The 17,775-nt window shown below is 38.7% G+C and carries 13 protein-coding genes; 1 reads left to right on the forward strand and 12 read right to left on the reverse strand.

The window, feature by feature from the left end; genetic code table 11:
* Window position 1 precedes the first annotated feature (1 nt).
* From JM79_RS00960 to JM79_RS01015, 12 genes are all read right to left on the reverse strand, one after another.
* Window positions 2-1,291: a TRAP transporter large permease gene (locus tag JM79_RS00960; RefSeq protein ID WP_141876373.1), complete on the reverse strand. Its 1,290-nt coding sequence runs from the start codon at window positions 1,289-1,291 to the stop codon at window positions 2-4.
* A gap of 1 nt (window position 1,292) precedes the next feature.
* Complete coding sequence (locus tag JM79_RS00965) at window positions 1,293-1,760, reverse strand: TRAP transporter small permease (RefSeq protein WP_141876374.1); 468 nt, start codon at window positions 1,758-1,760, stop codon at window positions 1,293-1,295.
* The gene (locus JM79_RS00970) at window positions 1,757-2,743 is read right to left on the reverse strand and encodes a TRAP transporter substrate-binding protein (protein ID WP_347707193.1); all 987 of its coding nucleotides are present in this window, start codon (window positions 2,741-2,743) and stop codon (window positions 1,757-1,759) included. Before JM79_RS00970 ends, JM79_RS00965 begins: the two co-directional genes overlap by 4 nt.
* Window positions 2,740-3,417, reverse strand: a complete 678-nt coding sequence (locus JM79_RS00975; RefSeq protein WP_141876375.1) for a bifunctional 4-hydroxy-2-oxoglutarate aldolase/2-dehydro-3-deoxy-phosphogluconate aldolase — start codon at window positions 3,415-3,417, stop codon at window positions 2,740-2,742. Before JM79_RS00975 ends, JM79_RS00970 begins: the two co-directional genes overlap by 4 nt.
* A gap of 33 nt (window positions 3,418-3,450) precedes the next feature.
* On the reverse strand, window positions 3,451-4,476 hold the full coding sequence (locus JM79_RS00980; RefSeq protein ID WP_141876376.1) for a sugar kinase: 1,026 nt from the start codon (window positions 4,474-4,476) through the stop codon (window positions 3,451-3,453).
* On the reverse strand, window positions 4,476-5,879 hold the full coding sequence (gene uxaC / locus JM79_RS00985; RefSeq protein WP_141876377.1) for a glucuronate isomerase: 1,404 nt from the start codon (window positions 5,877-5,879) through the stop codon (window positions 4,476-4,478). Before uxaC ends, JM79_RS00980 begins: the two co-directional genes overlap by 1 nt.
* Window positions 5,880-5,926: 47 nt before the next feature.
* Window positions 5,927-6,691, reverse strand: a complete 765-nt coding sequence (locus tag JM79_RS00990) for an SDR family NAD(P)-dependent oxidoreductase (RefSeq protein WP_141876378.1) — start codon at window positions 6,689-6,691, stop codon at window positions 5,927-5,929.
* 3 nt (window positions 6,692-6,694) lie between these two features.
* On the reverse strand, window positions 6,695-7,528 hold the full coding sequence (gene kduI, locus JM79_RS00995) for a 5-dehydro-4-deoxy-D-glucuronate isomerase (protein WP_141876379.1): 834 nt from the start codon (window positions 7,526-7,528) through the stop codon (window positions 6,695-6,697).
* Between the two features lie 234 nt (window positions 7,529-7,762).
* Window positions 7,763-9,250, reverse strand: a complete 1,488-nt coding sequence (locus JM79_RS01000; protein ID WP_141876380.1) for a pectate lyase — start codon at window positions 9,248-9,250, stop codon at window positions 7,763-7,765.
* Window positions 9,251-9,323: 73 nt separating this feature from the next.
* Window positions 9,324-10,985 (reverse strand): DUF5123 domain-containing protein, encoded by a 1,662-nt coding sequence (locus JM79_RS01005; protein WP_141876381.1) that lies wholly within the window; start codon window positions 10,983-10,985, stop codon window positions 9,324-9,326.
* A 16-nt stretch (window positions 10,986-11,001) separates the two neighbouring features.
* Window positions 11,002-12,813: a RagB/SusD family nutrient uptake outer membrane protein gene (locus JM79_RS01010; protein ID WP_221625440.1), complete on the reverse strand. Its 1,812-nt coding sequence runs from the start codon at window positions 12,811-12,813 to the stop codon at window positions 11,002-11,004.
* 7 nt (window positions 12,814-12,820) lie between these two features.
* A complete protein-coding gene (locus JM79_RS01015) occupies window positions 12,821-16,135 on the reverse strand; it encodes a TonB-dependent receptor (protein ID WP_260443347.1) in 3,315 nt (1,104 codons plus the stop codon).
* Between the two features lie 405 nt (window positions 16,136-16,540).
* On the opposite strand from JM79_RS01015, the gene JM79_RS01020 reads away from it, so the two are divergent.
* Window positions 16,541-17,569: a LacI family DNA-binding transcriptional regulator gene (locus JM79_RS01020; protein ID WP_141876383.1), complete on the forward strand. Its 1,029-nt coding sequence runs from the start codon at window positions 16,541-16,543 to the stop codon at window positions 17,567-17,569.
* The last annotated feature ends 206 nt before the right edge of the window (window positions 17,570-17,775 follow it).

A 17,775-nucleotide genomic window follows, 5' to 3' on the forward strand; every position in this document is an offset into this window, starting at 1 on the left:
TTTATTCAAACATTTGTGGTAACCACAGGCTAATTGCCGGAATAAACGTCACCAGCAAAAGGACTATGGCCATCACTACATATAATGGCAATAAAGGTTTTATAACTTTTTGTATACTAGTTTTGGCGACACCTACTCCAATAAAGAGTACTGAGCCAACCGGTGGTGTGCATAATCCTACACAGAGGTTCATCACCATGATGATCCCAAAATGCACAGGATCTACCCCTAGATTTTCCATCACCGGTAAAAATATTGGTGTGAAAATGAGTACCGCAGGAGTCATATCCATAAATGTTCCTACGAACAATAGTAGCAGGTTGATGATTAATAGGATTACATATTTATTATCGCTTAAAGCCAGTAAAGCTTCACTCACCGACTGCGGAATGTTTTCATAAGACATTACCCATGACATACTCATGGATGTCGCGATTAATAACATCACGATCGCTGTGGTACTCACAGAACTTAGAAATACCTGCTGAAGTTTAGAGAAATTTAGTTCCCGGTAAATAAACGAAAGTACAAGACAGTATAGAACAGCAATTCCTGAAGCTTCAGTCGCTGTGAAAATTCCGGAAACGATTCCACCAATCACCACTACCAGTAATAATAAACTTGGTAAGGCTTTAAGAAAAGTGGAAGCTATAAGAGCGGTGCTGGTTTTATTACCCGCAGGATATTTTTTCTTCTTAATCCAAACTGCAGCCACAAGCATAAGTGATAGTCCCATTAATATCCCTGGTAAATAACCTGCTAGAAACAGGGATGCAATAGATACACCACCACTGGCCAAAGAATAGACGATCAATACATTAGACGGTGGTATGACCAGACCGGTTGTGGAAGCGGTTACATTAATTGCCGCACCAAATTCTTTCGAATAATTCTCTTTTTCCATAGGTGGTCCTAAAATTCCACCTATTGCTGAAGCTGCTGCTACCGCAGAGCCTGATATTGCTCCAAAAAGCATCGCTGCAATAACATTCACATAGATTAAACCTCCGGGGAGTGCTCCAATGAGCGCCTTTGCAAAGTTTATGAGTCGGTTTGCTATTCCACCTTGATTCATGATCTGGCCGGCAAGAATAAAGAAAGGGATAGCCAGTAATGAAAAACTATCCAGGCCAGTCGCCATTCTTTGGGAAACAGTAGTGAATGCAGCGAGAGAGTTTATAGTTGCCATCATAGTAAAAAGACATGACAAACCAATGGACCAGGCTACTGGAACTCCAATGGAAAGGAGAACTATAAATGAAATGACCAGGATTAAAATTTCTGAAAGCATACTAAACAAGATATTTCTCCGGGTTCATAATTTCATTGATTTTGTAAAAGATAATAAGTGCACCACTTAGCGGAACTACGAGATAGACCACAAATAGAGGTATTTCCAAGGCAGCTGAACTTTGTCCTAGAATGTAATTGACATAAACAAGATTACTTCCTCCAATAATTAAAACAGTGATTCCGAAGAAAATGATAAGGAGATTGATAAAAATCTTTAGTTTCTTCTTTTTATTCTTTTCTAGTTTCTCTTCCAGTAAATTGATAGAAAGATGCTGTTGTTGTCCGGCAGCATATGCAGCTCCCAGGATACCGATCCAGATCAACAAATACCTCGCTAGTTCCTCTGTGATAGAACTTGGAGACTGCATCACGTATCTGGAAAATACCTGCCAGAGTACAGCCATAACCATAATGGTCATAAGTACCACCAGGAAGGATCCCAGAATTTTGTCTAAACTTGCTTTCATTTCGCCTCCTGTATTTCTTCAATAATTTTTTTCATATCGGCATCCTCTTTGAATTCATCATACATTGGCTGCACCATATCTCTAAATTCATCTTTGTTCGCCTGTAAAACCTGCACTCCGGCTTCCTTGATTTTTGCCAGTGCTTCCAATTCAGCATCGCGCCATAATTTTTTCTGATGTTCTGAGGATTCCATGGCAGCTTCCTTTAACCATTTTTTCTCATCGTCTGAAAGTTTATTCCAAACTGGTGTTCCAATCACCAACATATCTGGTAATGCAGTATGCTCATCTACAAGAAAATATTTACAAACTTCATAATGCCTGGAAAGATGGAAACTAGGAAGGTTATTTTCTGCTCCATCTACGATTCCCTGTTGTAAAGCGGTGTATAATTCACCCCAGGCAATAGGAGTTGGGGAACCACCCAGATTTTTAACCATGTTAATGGCTGTTTGACTTTCCATTACTCTAAGTTTCAAACCCTTGAGGTCCTCAGGGGTTTCAACTGGTTTCTTAGTATAAAAACTCCGGCTTCCTGCATCGTAAAATGTAAGCCCCTTGAGCCTCTTGTCAAGACTTGAATCGAGGAAATCTTCACCAATATTACCTTCCAGAATTTCGAATCGATGGTCACGATCTCTGAATAAAAATGGTAGACCAAAAACTCTTAAGCCTGGTGCAAAATTCTCCATCACGCCCGTAGAAACCTTGGTCATGCCCAGGCTTCCAATTTGCAATAGTTCCAGACATTCACGCTCAGAACCTAACTGCTGATTAGGATAAATATCTATTTTCAAACTTCCATTAGACTTTTCCATGACACGCTCGCCCATAAAAATCATGGCCTGGTGAACAGGATGGCTGATGTCTAAACTATGGCCAAGCTTGATTACCTTAGTTTCGCTTTCTTTCTCACAACCTGCGAATAGCATGGTGAAAATCGCCGCAAAAGCAAGAATCTTTATGTGTTTTATTTTTTTCAATGTTGTGTTTTTAATCTTTCAACGATCTCCAGGGAAGACTTGACCTTTTCTGATACAGCCTTGTAGTCGAAACTACCATCTAACTTTCTTTTGAAAAGTTTAGATCCTATACCCACGCAATGAACACCTGCTTCAAACCATTCTTTCAAATTATCTTCTGTAGGCTCTACTCCTCCGGTTGGCATAATATTACTCCACGGGAATGGTCCTTTGACTGCTTTCACAAATGATGGTCCTCCAACCTGGCTACCAGGAAAAATTTTTACCACCTCTGCACCAAGTTCTTCAGCATAAGAAATTTCGGTTACGGAGCCACATCCTGGCATCCAGGCAATTTTTCTACGATTGCAGGTTCTTGCCATATCAGCATTCACAATTGGTGATACGATGAAATTGGCTCCCAGCTGAATATAAAGGGAGGTTGTTCCGGTATCGATCACAGATCCAATACCCATCATCATACCAGGTAAATTTTCAACAACATAGCGATTGAGTGCATCAAATACCGTATGCGCGTTATCACCTCGATTGGTGAATTCGAATACTCTTGCGCCACCATTATAACAAGCCTCTACAACTTTCTTACATAATTCTAAATCAGGATCATAAAAGACTGGAACGATGCCTGTTTCTTTCATTGTTAGTGCAACCTCAATTCTAGTATATTTTGCCATCTATGTTATTTTTTCAGCATTGCTGCCTGAGTATTATCTTTTTATTCTTCCTCCGGTATTCCCCTTCATTACATCCAGCACCTCATCTACGCTTACCAGATTGGCATCTCCAAGAATAGTATGTTTTAAAGCACAGGCTGCATTGGCGAAATCAAGAGTTTTTTGATCATCGTAATTTTGCAGTCCATATAGAATTCCGGCAGCGTAAGCATCACCCGTTCCTATACGATCGACTACAGAGGTTATTTCCAGTTCTTCAGTAGAAATATAGGCTGTTCCTGTCCAGGCCTGGCCGTAAATTTTTTGCCAGGAAGCACTCAGACCCGTTCTAATTTTATCAAAAACTTTCGTGATAGAAGGACACTCTTCCATCAGTCTTTTACTCGCCTCAATAAATTGCTCCTTATTATAAGAATAATTTGTTCCTAGAATTTCATTGATCTCATTTACTCCTCCAATAAAAATGGTGGAGGAACAAACAAGTTCTTTCAATATTTGATGTCCGTTTTTTCCATATTTCCACAGATTACTGCGATATGCAGGATCTGCAGTTACGGTAATATTTTTGGTTTTAGCGACTTCCAGTGCTTTTCTTAAACTGTGATAAGCACCTTCAGAAATTGCCGGAGTAATCCCAGTCCAGTGAAAATGAGAACAATCCTCCAGAACATCTTCCCAATTCACAGTATCTTCTGTGATATTAGCGAAGGCCCCATGAAGCCTGTTGTAGGCAATTTTACTTGATCTCGCTGAAGAACCAACTTCAAGGAAATATAATCCCAGTGGGTGATCCACTCTATTTACAGCCGTTACATTGATACCTAACTGTCTCATGGAAGCTATCGCAGCATCTCCTACCAAATCATCTGAAACATTTGTTACATGCAGGCATTGCAGTCCAAATTGGCAAAGCGAAGCGGCCACGTTCATTTCTGTTCCTCCAAAAAAGAAATCCATTTGATTAGACTGCTGCAACTTTCTATTTTCAGCAGGAGATAATCTCATGAGCACTTCTCCAAAAGTTACTACTTTTCCTATATGTCGTGTATTGCTTTTCATCAAAAGTCAAAGTATTCTTCAGCATTATGGTATGAAATATTAGCGATTGTTTTTCCAACCAGTTCCATATCATTAGGTAATTCGCCACTCTCCATTTCCTGTCCAAACAAATTACATAATACTCTTCTAAAGTATTCGTGACGGGGAAATGACAGGAAGCTTCTGGAATCTGTGAGCATACCAATAAAGCAGCTTACGAGTCCCATATTTGACAATGCGTTTAATTGTTTGATAATTCCATCTTTTTGGTCCAGAAACCACCATCCGGAACCAAACTGCACTTTACCTTTAACACTACCATCATTGTAATTCCCTACCATGGTAGCAAAAATCTCGTTATCTGCAGGATTAAGGTTATAGAGTATGGTCTTTGTAAGTTTATCCTTGCCATCCAGGGCATCTAAAAACGAAGAAAGATTCTCTGCCTGGCTATAATCTGCAATAGAATCCCAACCGGTATCAGGCCCAAGTTCTTTCAACATACGTTTATTGTTGTTTCTCAAAGCTCCAAGATGGAATTGCTGAACCCATCCAAATTCGTGGTATGTTTCGCTTAGATAAAGTAATATCGCAGTATGAAATTTCTCTATTTCAAGAGAAGTCAATTCTTTTCCCTCAAGTCTTTTTCTGAAGATTTCTTTAATCTCTGCTTCTGAAAATTCTTCAAAAGAGATATAATTTAACCCGTGATCACATAGTTTGCAACCATTAGCGTCAAAATATTTGATACGACCGTATAGTGCTTTTTTGAGGTCTGCGTAGGTTTTTATTTCTACATTGGCAGACTTTCCAAGTTCTTTTAAGTACTGAGTATAATTTTCAGTTTCTATTAAAATAGATTTATCTGGTCTAAAGGCTGTACTTACTTTAATCTCGCAATCACTTGTTGCCAGCTGCTGGTGATATTGTAAGGTATCCACAGGATCTTCCGTAGTACACAAGGTCTTTACATTCATTTTCTTCAGAAGACCACGACATGAATTCTCCGGCAATTGCAACTGCCTGTTTACTTCTTCGTAGATTCTTTCAGCATTATCCTCGTTCAGCAATTCATCTATACCAAAATATCTTTTTAATTCCAGATGAGTCCAGTGATAAAGCGGATTACGTAAAGTATGCGGCACCGTTTTGGCCCAGGCAAGAAATTTCTCCTTGTCTGATGCATCACCGGTAATAAACTTTTCATCCACTCCCATAGTTCTCATCGCACGCCATTTATAGTGGTCTCCGGCAAGCCATACTTGAGAGATATTTTCGAAATTTCTGTCTTCTGCAATATCCTTAGGAGGCAAATGATTATGGTAGTCTATAATAGGCTGTTTAGAAGCATATTGCTCATAAAGTTCTTCTGCATATTTATTCTGAAGAAGAAAATTATCTGTTATAAATGATTTGTTACCCATGTTCAATTTTGTTCACATTAATAAATCTGCTGGCACGAACCGCTAATTTAGCGTCCCATCCAGCCACCGTCCACGGTGAGAATAGCTCCACTCATGTAGTCACTCGCTTTGGAAGCGAGGAAAATGACGGGTCCGCTGAAATCTTCGGGTTCTCCCCATCTTCCAGCTGGAATTCTTGCTAGGATAGATTCACTTCTATCAGCATCATTTCTTAGCGCTTCGGTATTATCTGTCGCGATATATCCAGGCGCTATGGCATTAACCTGTACCCCTTTTCCAGCCCATTCATTGGAAAGAGCCATGGTAAGTTGGCCTATTGCTCCTTTAGAAGCGGCATAACCAGGAACTGTGATACCTCCCTGGAATGTTAGTAAAGAGGCTGTGAATATTACCTTACCACTACCTCTTTTGATCATTTCCTTTCCTAATTCTCTGGAAAGGATAAACTGCGCATTTTGGTTGACTTCAATCACCTTATCCCAATATTCATCAGAATGTTCTGCAGCTGGAGCCCTGAGAATCGTACCTGCGTTATTAACAAGAATATCAATGGTAGGGTTTTGAGATTTTACGCTTTCGATAAACTCATGCAAAGCCTTTCTATTAGAAAAATCACATTGATATCCCTTAAACTTTCTTCCTTTGGCAATAACAGCGCTCTCAATTTGAGATCCTGAAGTTTCCAAGGTTGCTGAAACTCCAATAATATCTGCTCCGGCTTCGGCTAGTGCTGTTGCCATGGCGAAGCCTATTCCCCGTTTGCAACCGGTCACCAGCGCTGTTTTTCCTTTTAAGCTGAATAAATTCATCATAATTTATTTTAAACCGTCTACTGATACTTTATCCATATCACTATAATCCAGATTTTCACCGGCCATTCCCCAGATAAATGTATAGTTGGAAGTCCCTGCTCCAGCGTGAATAGACCATTCTGGCGAAATCACCGCTTGATGATTCTTCATAAAAATATGTCTTGTTTCTTCCGGCTGCCCCATAAAATGACTTATGGTTTGACCCTCTTCCAGATCGAAGTAAAAGTATACTTCCATTCTTCTCTCATGGGTGTGTGGAGGCATTGTATTCCATACATTACCTTCATGCAGCTCGGTCATCCCCATTTGTAACTGGCAGGTTTCTATTACTGAATTGACCAGGAGTTTATTAATAACCCTCTTATTTGAATATTTTGAATCTCCCAGTTCGACCACTTCGGCTTCCTTTCGAGTAACCTTTTTAACCGGATAGGCCGTATGTGCAGGAGTAGAATTCAGGTAGAAATAAGGTTGCTCTTCTGTAGCTTCAAAAATCACTTCTTTATTGCCTCTTCCAATATAAAGTGCTTCTCTATGACCAATTTCATAGACCTCACCATCTACAGTAACTTTACCCTTACCACCTACGTTAATAATACCAAGCTCGCGACGATCCAGGAAGTTTTCCGCTTTAAGTTCATCGATAGCTTCCAGTCTTAGAGCTTTGGAAACCGGAAAGGCTCCTCCCGCAATGTATCTGTCGTACATGGTATAGGTTAAAGTAATCTCATTTTCCACGAAAATATTCGGAATTAGAAAGTGTTCTCTTAGGTCTTCTGTTGTGTATTTTTTGACATCGTTTGGGTGATGTGCATATCTAAAATCTGATCGAGTCATAACTAAGTTTTAATTTAAGTGCAATCGATTACACGAATATAAGAATTTTTTTTAGTTATTAAAGTATTCTTAATATTTTCATCAATAATTAGCAGGATTCTTAGAGACCAAAATGTATTATTGTCAATTAGAATAGTTAATGTAAAAAATTGAAGTTTAATTACTGCTCCAATAATGCTATAAAAAAATTTACTGTTTTGTTCTATTTAGCGGATTTAGGGTAAGAAAATCTAACTAATACTGCTGCTCAATAATCTTCTCTACAAGACTGTTTATATAAACTTCAATATTTTCATACCCAGTACTTAGATCATGTGCATTCGCCTGAAATTTTTGTATATCCAGAAGCTGGGCTTTCTTCCATGCATCAGGCATTCCATCTTTCGAAGAGTCAAATGGAGCATCCTCAGTTTCAAGTTCTGGCCAGCCTCCTACATCTGCCTGAGAATCTATTAATCCCAGACTACTACCCATAGATCCTTCAAAATCATAAGAAGTGTTCCTGACATTTTCAACAATTCTTATATCTACCATATCACGTGAGAATGAAGCACCGCCAATATCTAAAACCTTATCGTAGGCGACTTCTGCAGTATGCGTGGTGACATTATCGTTAATGCTATGTGGCTCTTCAATTTTAATTACTTCTTTTTCAGCATCACTAACTTCCCCATATTTATCGTGGAACTGGTTAAATACACCGTATTCCCAGTTATTTGCAGTAACCTGGGGACTCCCTTCCACTACGTTTCCATCTATATAGAATTTACCCCAGATATCATAGATAGCGGAGCCTTCCGTAGTGTTTTTATCTATAGCGATAATTCTAGTGTTTTTGGTAGTCGCAGGCCCCGGTTTATAATAGGAATTTATGATGTTGACATTCATCCCTTCTCCTCCATAAGTACTGTTGCCTTTCCAATTGTAAATAACATTATTCCGAAGATCTATAAGATCTGTAAGTGCAAAGGCCTCACCGGCAACTTCTCCTGATCGAGGATTACGACTGTCGTGATTAGCCAACAAATTATGGTGAAAAGAAGCATTTCTTCCTCCCCAGATGCCACCATAACCATGCGTCCCTTTTTCGTGAATTGATGTACGAAGACTTTCCGTGATAAAGCTCCATTGAATCGTAGTTTTCTCATTACCGTAAAAAGTCACAGTTTCATCAGTAGACCAGCTAAACGAACAATGATCTACAATAATATTCTTATGAAATCTACCTTCCAGTGCATCTGCCTGCTGTTCGGCTTCATCTCCCATTCTAAATCTCATAAATCTTATAATCACGTTATCGGCATTCACAACTACAGGATAGTCCTTGATCGTGATACCACCACCTGGCGCTGTTTGTCCTGCAATAGTGATGTTGCTATTTCTAATCACGAGTTTAGACTTAAGTTCAATTGTTCCTGAAATTTGAAATAAGACGTAACGAGATCCCGAAGCTTCCAGAGCTGCTCTAAAACTACCTTCGCCAGAATCATTCAGGTTGGTAACAAATATCACCTTACCTCCCCGACCACCAGTCGCATTACGGCCAAAACCTTCAGCTCCTGGAAATGCAAATGCTTCTTCTTCTATAGCCACAGGTCTTTCAGTAGGAACGGGTATTTCACTCTGTTCTTCAGCTTCCGTAGTGATTGCTTCTTCCGAACAACTGGCAAAACAAACACCAAGAAAACAAAATGCATAGCTGAAATATTTATTGAACTTCATAATAAAAATTTTAATCAAAGAAGGCGTGGTTTTGCCACGCCTTCAATTAAACTAACTCAACAAAAAACTTAAACTATAACCTATCTCTCCATCGAGGATCACCGGTATCAAATCTTCCCGAAAATCCAGGATCCTGGAAATTAAAGTTGTTATTTTCAGGACTTACCCAAAGATCTTCCTGAGTACCATTGTAATTTGCAATCGGGAAACCTGGAATCTCTGAACCTGCAGCAAAGGAGAAATTCGCTGTACTGTATATATTCACAATATCCCATGAAGTACTACCTAGACCCTGCCCAATCCCACGTATGCCGTAGTTATCTTCGCCAGACATATCCCAGGAATGACCAAAGATCGAATTCCTGATCGCTATACCATTGGTCACATTATCGTTTCCATCACCTCCACGATATCTAAAGAACATCCCGCCTGTATTTATGAAATTGGCAAACGTACAGTTCTCTATAGTAATGGATTGTGTATTATTTCGTGATTGGATACCGGTATCTATATAATTGAATGTACTATTCAGTAATTCAATTCTCTGAACTGAGGCCGTTGCTGGCGCTCCTGCATCTGCAGGATTTGTGTCTGTTGTAATAATTCCATAGTTCCCAATAGTATCTACCACTGAATTATTGATTCTGAAAAGATCCAGCTGTACCGTAGTTCTAATTCTCATGATCCCTCGGAAGTTTGTAATTCTACAATCCTCAAAGCTTACTTCACCAATATTTACATCATTCCGGTTGGGGTTGAATACATAGTCACCCGTGTAATCTTCACCTCGTAATTCCAAACCTATAAATCGGATATGATCTATATTAGATCCATCGTCTATATCCCAGTTTCCAGTGGTATATAATGTTGCTTTTTGCTCACCGAAGCCATAAGCCGCTCTAATGGTGATAGATTTATTCAGATTAGCTTCAGGAAAGGCATAACCTCTTCCTCGTTTTACAAGAATGATGGAACCATCTGGAGCATTAGCTACCGCATTAGATACAGCGAGGCTATCTTCTTCTCCTCTAATATCGATCACGTTAGGGTCTGTTAGATCTACATCTCTTTCGAAAGTTGTATAATTCACCCAACCTCTTAACTCTTCACCACTGTAGATGGCAATCTGATACGTTGTGTTTGGTTCAAGACCGGTCACAATAGCTTCTGTTGCTTCCCGTTCAGCATCGGTCACTGGTCTTTCAGGAAATATAGGGTTACTTAGTTGAAGGTCATTTTCAGTAAAAACCCTGATCCCAGTCACTTCTGCACCGGCTGCCGTCCAGGTCACCCTTGCTGCAGTATCTATAACATCAAATGATTTCGGGATTTCCAAAATGGTAGGAAACCTTTGTGTTCTTACATTTCCAAGATCTGCTACTCTACTGTCAAATTCAGGATCATCTGCCTGTGCAGTGGCTCTTACCTGATAAAGTGTATTCCAGAAAAGTTCTTCACCAACCAGATCTTTATCGATCACTACATAATTCGTATCGGTTTGGATCGTGTATTCTATGGATGCAAAGGTATCACGACTAACTTCAATAGTGTAAGATTCAGCTTCCTTAAGTTTACCCAGGTTTACGATGATCGTATTTCTTTCAGCAAATAGATCTTCATTCAAAACCGGCCGAAACAGCCTGTTTCTGCTAAATGATTCATCATCCTTTTCACAGGCACTGAACATAAGTATTCCAACCAGGATGAAGAAAAATGTTTTAATATGACTTTTCATAATTTCGATTTTATTTTTAGAAGCCGTAACCGTTATTTTGTAACGTACCGCGACTGTTTTCAATAGCTATTGTTGGAATTGGGAATATGTATCTAGCAACTCCCGGATTAGGACCATTATAATAGTTTGCCCAGTCTTTTGTAATCCATTCATCATAGATTGTCTCCTCATTTCTTAGACTCAATAAAAATGGTACCTGGTTCCAGGAATCATCTGGTGGAGCAACAACTTTACGGTTAGGATTCAAGATAGTAAAGCGACCGGTTTCATCTCTCTTCCAGTACATATAGATTGGAAGATCTGTTGTACCGTTATAAGCAGCATCTGCCAAACGTTTTAATTCTTCTACAGTATTTTCAACCTTATCTGCATAGATTCCCCATCTAATCAACTCATATTTACGTATCATTTCTCCTCCAAATTCCCAAGCGCGCTCATCAACAATCGCTTCAAAGAAAGCTTGTTTGGAAGTTGAAACTTCTCCTACATACTGATCAACTTTTTCGTTCCAGTCTTCTTCGTTAAATGCTCTTTTACGAACTCTTGCAAGTGCATCCTGAGCTAAAGCTGTAGGACCGTTGATTTCGTTTTCAGCTTCAGCAAGCATTAAGATCACATCGGCATATCTCATCATAGGCCAGTTGATCCCTGTACTTTTTGCTGAGGATGATCCCGGAGGATTTTCAAGGAAATGTCTACTCCACTTACCCTGAGCGAGATTAGTTGGTCCTTCCACAAATTCCTCTTCAAAAGCGGTATTTATTTGATAGAAAGCTACAGTTACATCTCTACGAACATCCAGCGTATCAAAAGAGAAGTAGTAAGTAGGAGGAATCTCCATATAGTTGTTACCAGAACCATAATCATGTGCTGCGGTTGGACCTCCTTCTACAGTTATACCAATATTCCAGCCCACATCACCACTATTTAGTGAAAATGGAACTTCAAAAAGAACTTCGCTGTTTACCGGTGATATAAATTTAGACTGATTCAGAAAAACCTGTCTGTAATCCCCAGGCAATGGTCTATCCTTTAACTCTATTAGCTTTTGAGAATATTGCTTTGCAATCTGGTAGTAATCAAGATAATCACCCATTCTATCCATCGTTAGATCAGGTTTTAAGAAATATCCGCCACGTTGTAATGAAATTCTGGCGATCATTCCCAGAGTATATTCTCTACTTACTTGTTCAATTCCAAATGGAAGCTGGTCTGCCCATTGCATGTTTGCCTCTACGTCAATCAAGTTCTGGATCTCACCGGCAAGAATTTCATTACGGTCAGTCTTAGGAAGGTTGAATTCTTCTCCAGCGCGGGGAGCGGCAACTACATAAGGAACATCTCCCCAATAGTATGCCAGAATACTATACCAATATGCTCTAAGAGTATAAGCCTCACCCAATAAATGGTTGAAGGTGGTACCAACAGTTGCATCTGTAGATTCCAGATTACCGCTGGCTTGAATCCCTTCTATAGCGATATTCGCATCACGAATTGCTCTGTAGGCGGTTGTCCATACGATATCAAGATCACGGTTGCTTGGAAGTGCATCCAAATCCCAAATCTGGTAACGGTCTGATTCGCTTGCCCATCCAGACTGGTGTTCAATATCGGTATTACCAGTCATGTTGTTTGATAGTCTGGAACGGAAGGCATCCTGATTGAAACCTGAGTAGATCGCATTTACGCCGTTCCTTGCATCATCCACATTGGAGTAGATATACTCATTATCAAAGGTGGATAATGAAGTAGGCTCCAAAAAATCTTTTTCGCACGATATAGTCGCGAACGAAATAAGAATTAGAACTAAAATTTTATTTTTCATCATCAATTTTTTAAAAAGTTAAGTTTAAACCTAAAGTATATGATCTACTTCTTGGAAAAGAAGAGTAATCTACACCAGGAGTTAGTACATCACCTGAAGTACTTACCTCTGGATCATATCCTGAATAGTTTGTCCAAATATGCAAATTTCTACCAGCAGCATATACTCTGAATCTATCCAGACCTACTTTTGAAATTAAATCTTTTGGAAGGTTATAACCAATTGTTAAGTTATTCAGTCTTACAAATGATCCATCCTCGATTGCCCAGGAGTGAACTACCGCTCCAGCCTGTCCATGACTGGCATGTGACCAGATGTTTTTCCCTTCATTAAGTTCTGCCAATTGATCAAGATCTGTCACTACACCTCCAGCTGTTCCTGTGATGCTTCCATCAGTATCGATATAAGTATACCTGTTATCTGTACTCATTGTCTGAAGAAGGTTACCATACGTCACTCTTCGGAACTGGTTAAATTGAATTTTACCAGTGTTATAAACATCATTCCCATATTGATAATTGAAGAAGATCGAAGCATCAAAGTTTTTCCATCTTGCGTTGAATCCAAGTCCACCCTGAAAATCTGGAAGAGCATTTCCAATCACCTGGCGGTCATCTGCATTAATCTGTCCGTCGCCATTTAAATCCTTCAGTTTTAAAAATCCAGGTCGAATGTCTGTATTTCCAACTACTGCTCCGGAAGAAGGTACTCCTTCGTTCAAGATATATTCCTGAGCAGTTTCATCATAAGAAGCGAAATCGTCTTCAGAATAATAACCATCGGTTACATACCCGTAGATATCTCCAATGGTACCACCAACCTGAAGGTAGTAATCATTAATGTTATTTAAATCTGTACTAGCCCAGTTGGAACGAAAGAATCGCTCATCTGTACCATCAAGTTCTTCAATTCTAGCATCATTTAAACCAAAGTTAAAACTCGTAGAGAAGGTAAAATCTTCGTTATCTATAATGTAAGCATTCAATCCAAGTTCCAGACCTTTGTTTGAAGTACTACCAACGTTATCCCACTGAGTTTCGAAACCAGTGTTATTAGGAATCGCAGATCTCAAAAGAAGATCGTTTGTGGTATTATAATAAACATCAAAACTTCCGTTTACTCTGTCATTGAAAAGTCCAAAATCTACCCCGGCGTTTCTTGTTGTTGTAGTTTCCCAAACCAGATCAGGATTGTATAATACATTACTACTTGGTGTATAGTATACGTTATCTACATTCCCAAATCCAGGCCCTCTGTTTGTGGTCGCACTAAATAAGAACTGTGTTGCAGTAGCGTCTATACGATCGTTACCAGTCATACCATAACTCAATCTAACTTTCATTCCTGTAACTACATCTGAATCTTCTAACCACGGTTCTTCATCCATCTGCCATGCAAGTGCAAAAGCCGGAAAAAAGCCTAATCTATTCTCTTCAGAAAATCTACTGGATTGATCTGCTCTAACTGTCGCAGTTGCGAGATATTTCCCCATAAATTGGTAATCAAGCCTTCCGAAGAAAGACAACCTGTTACTTTCGGTGAATTCCTGAGTATCTATACGGTCTACTCTACCAAATGCCATATTCGCAAACAATTCTTCCGGAGTGATCGATAATCTGAAATCTTCAGATCTTACAAAATTTCTATCACCACCGCTTGAATAAATTTCATGACCTAAAAGAAGATCAAAGGAATGATCATCCAGCGCGTTATACTTGTAGTTTAAAGTATTTAACCATCGGTATGAAAATGAAGTTCTTTCATCTCTTTGCCCCAGTGGTAAACTTCCACCGTTGTTAAAAGATTCTCCAGTTAACGGGCCGTAAAATCTTAGGTCTTCTCTAAAATCTTTAGATGTGGTATAGGTTGTTCTAAAATTTAAGTTGTCTAGAATGTTCCAGTTAATAGCCGCATTTAAAACATAGTCATCTTCCGTACGTTGTCTCCAATCCTGCTTGGCTAATTCAATAGGGCTAATAAGGCTTAATAAGAACTGTTGAAAATCGTTATCTGCATCTGCGGAATTTAAATCAACTTGCAAAGCATCTGCCAGACCATTCACCGGTCTTGTTTGCACGGCTTCTTTTATTCCTATTTGGGCATTTCCGGAAGTTCCTGCACCATCTGTTACAGTATTAGTGATTCTCGCAGAAATATTTAAATCTAATTTATCTTCAACTAGAGTCTGATTCAACTTGAAGTTAATGGCAGTTCTTTCGTATGCAGAACCTAAAAGTAGACCTTCGTCCTGGTTATTACTTAAACTCAATCTCATTTTAGTCATTTCAGTACCACCGCTTACAGTAAGGTTATGAAATTGAGAAAGTTTAGGATCTCCAAAGAGTTCTTCTTGCCAGTCTGTTCCCTCCATATTTCGGTAAAGATCTATATCATCATAAACTCCAAAATACCGTTCGTAATTACGAACATCAGCGTCAGACCTTAGCCTGGCATACTCGTAATTTGCTAGCGCATACTCATATGGAGACAATACTTCATATTTCCTGTCTGATGGCAGATTATTAAACTGAAAAAAGTTATTGTAATCTATAGAAACTCTTCCCGCTTCAGCATTCTTGGTTGTAACAACTACAACTCCGTTGGCAGCCTGAGCACCATAAATAGCAGTTGCAGCAGCATCCTTCAATACGTTAATACTTTCAATATCATTTGGTGGGATATCTGAAATTCCTCCAACAATAAATCCATCGACTACATATAAAGGAGAGTTATCCTGAGTAATAGACCCACCACCACGCACTCTAACAGATATTTCAGCTCCAGGCTGACCATCTGCTGTTTGAATATTTACACCAGGTAATCTACCTGCAAGAGCTTCAGCTGCAGATGCCACAGGAATTTTAGAAAGTTCCTTACTTCCAATTGATGCTACGGCACCGGTCATATCTTCTTTTTTGACTTGTCCATATCCATAATCAACAATCATAACCTCCCCTAATTGATTCATATCCACTTCCATAGTGAGATCAATAGTAGTTTGACCGTTCACAGGAATGTCCTGACTAGTATAACCTACAAAAGAGAATGATATAACTGCATCATCGCCGGATACAGTCAAGGAATAATTTCCGTCAAAATCGGTTACCACACCGTTGGAAGTCCCTTTTTCTGATACGGTAACACCCGGCAACGGACCGTTAGTATCTGCAGCCAGTACAGTACCGGTAATTTCTGTACTCTGAGCGAAAATCACATTCGTACTAAGCAGGATACATGCGACAATTAGTGCACGCAGCTTGTACTTCATCCGATTCCCCTGAGTAGCCAGAAAAAGCGAAAACGTTTTAGTAAAAACCTGTTTCATAAAATTAGCTAGTTAAATTAATTAGTTCGTGTCTCCATTTAAATTTAATAGAGACATTAGGTTGTTCTCTATACTAATTGCTTACTTAAAATGTTAAAATATGACTATTAGAATTATTCAAAAAGTAGAATTTGGATTAATAAAGCCTAATTTTAAAGGAAACTCTTAATATTTTAACAATGCAATCGATTACGTAAATATATTTATTAATTACGAAATACAAAATTTTTCGAATAATATTTTAGTAATTTCCAGTTTTGAGTAAGTTTATTTATAGAATTTCATTGTTAATTAGCCTTATTTTTCAGGAATTACCAATATTTATATATCTAAAATTAATTTATTCCGGAAGTTTCAAGTAAAATGTAATCGATAACATTAAAATTGCAATAGTCTAATAATGCTATGAAGATGAAACAACATATGACTTTGAAGGATCTTGCGCGCGAACTGGGGATTTCGCCGAGCACTGTATCCAAAGCGCTTAATGACAGTCCGGAAATTAGTGCGAAAACCAAGAAAAAAGTAAGAGAGCTCGCAGATCTACTTCAATATTATCCTAATAGCTTCGCGCAAGGTTTAAAATACAAGCGAACAAAAACTTTGGGAGTAATCGTACCGGCGATTCTATCTAATTTTTTCTCTATGGTCCTTGATGGTATTGAAGAGAAGGCATCAGAACTTGGTTACAGGATTATTATATGTATTTCTAAAGAATCCCTTGAAAAAGAGAAACTAGCTATAGATATGCTTATTAAATCCCAGGTGGATGGTATACTCCTATCTCCTAGCAAAGAAACTCAAGCTAGCTTGAATATAAAACATCTGCAGGCTCCAAAGAATTATGGTATCCCAATAGTAATGTTTGACCGGTTAATAAAAGAAATTGAAGCAGATAAAATTTCAATAAATGATTGCCTTGAAGCAGAACTCGCTACCATGGAACTTATAAAGTCCGGATGCCGTAATGTAGTTTACTTTTCAGGTATGGCAACAACCAGTGTGAATGAGGAGAGGAAACAAGGTTATAAAAAAGCTATGGAAAACTCTTCAGCAACTGCTCGTATCATCGAAATTGATTTCAGTAAGGATGAAGGAGAAAAATTTAAATCAATTCTGGAGGAGAACTCGATCGATGGCATCCTGACTTCAGATGAACTTACTACCGTCCAAACTGCAAGAAATGTTCTAACTTGCGGCTACAAAATTCCAAAAGATATTTCAATTATAGGTTTTACGAATGGTAAAATGGGTGAAAACTTTATGCCTTCCCTAACTACAGTTGATCAAAAGGCAAAAGAGCAGGGAGAAATCGCAGTTCAAACACTTATAGATAGACTGGAAGATAAGTTGCCTTTAGAATCTATCGAATTTATATTGAAAGCAGAAATCATTCACCGGGAATCCACTAAAAATGCAATGATCCCTATTTAGCAATGTTTAAAGCATCTAAGAAATTATAAGGTTGAAATCCCTGACTCTTCTTTATGAATACTGGATGTATTAATTTTTGTATTCAATATTCCGTTCTTTTTACCGGTTCATCCTATGTAAACCCTGAGATTCTTTTAAGGGGATTTGTGTTATTGTTATAGTAATGTAATTTAGATGAGATTTCAGGGTAGTTGCTCAATGAAGTT

This window comes from Gramella sp. Hel_I_59, assembly GCF_006714895.1.
In the GTDB taxonomy this organism is placed as follows: Bacteria; Bacteroidota; Bacteroidia; order Flavobacteriales; family Flavobacteriaceae; genus Christiangramia.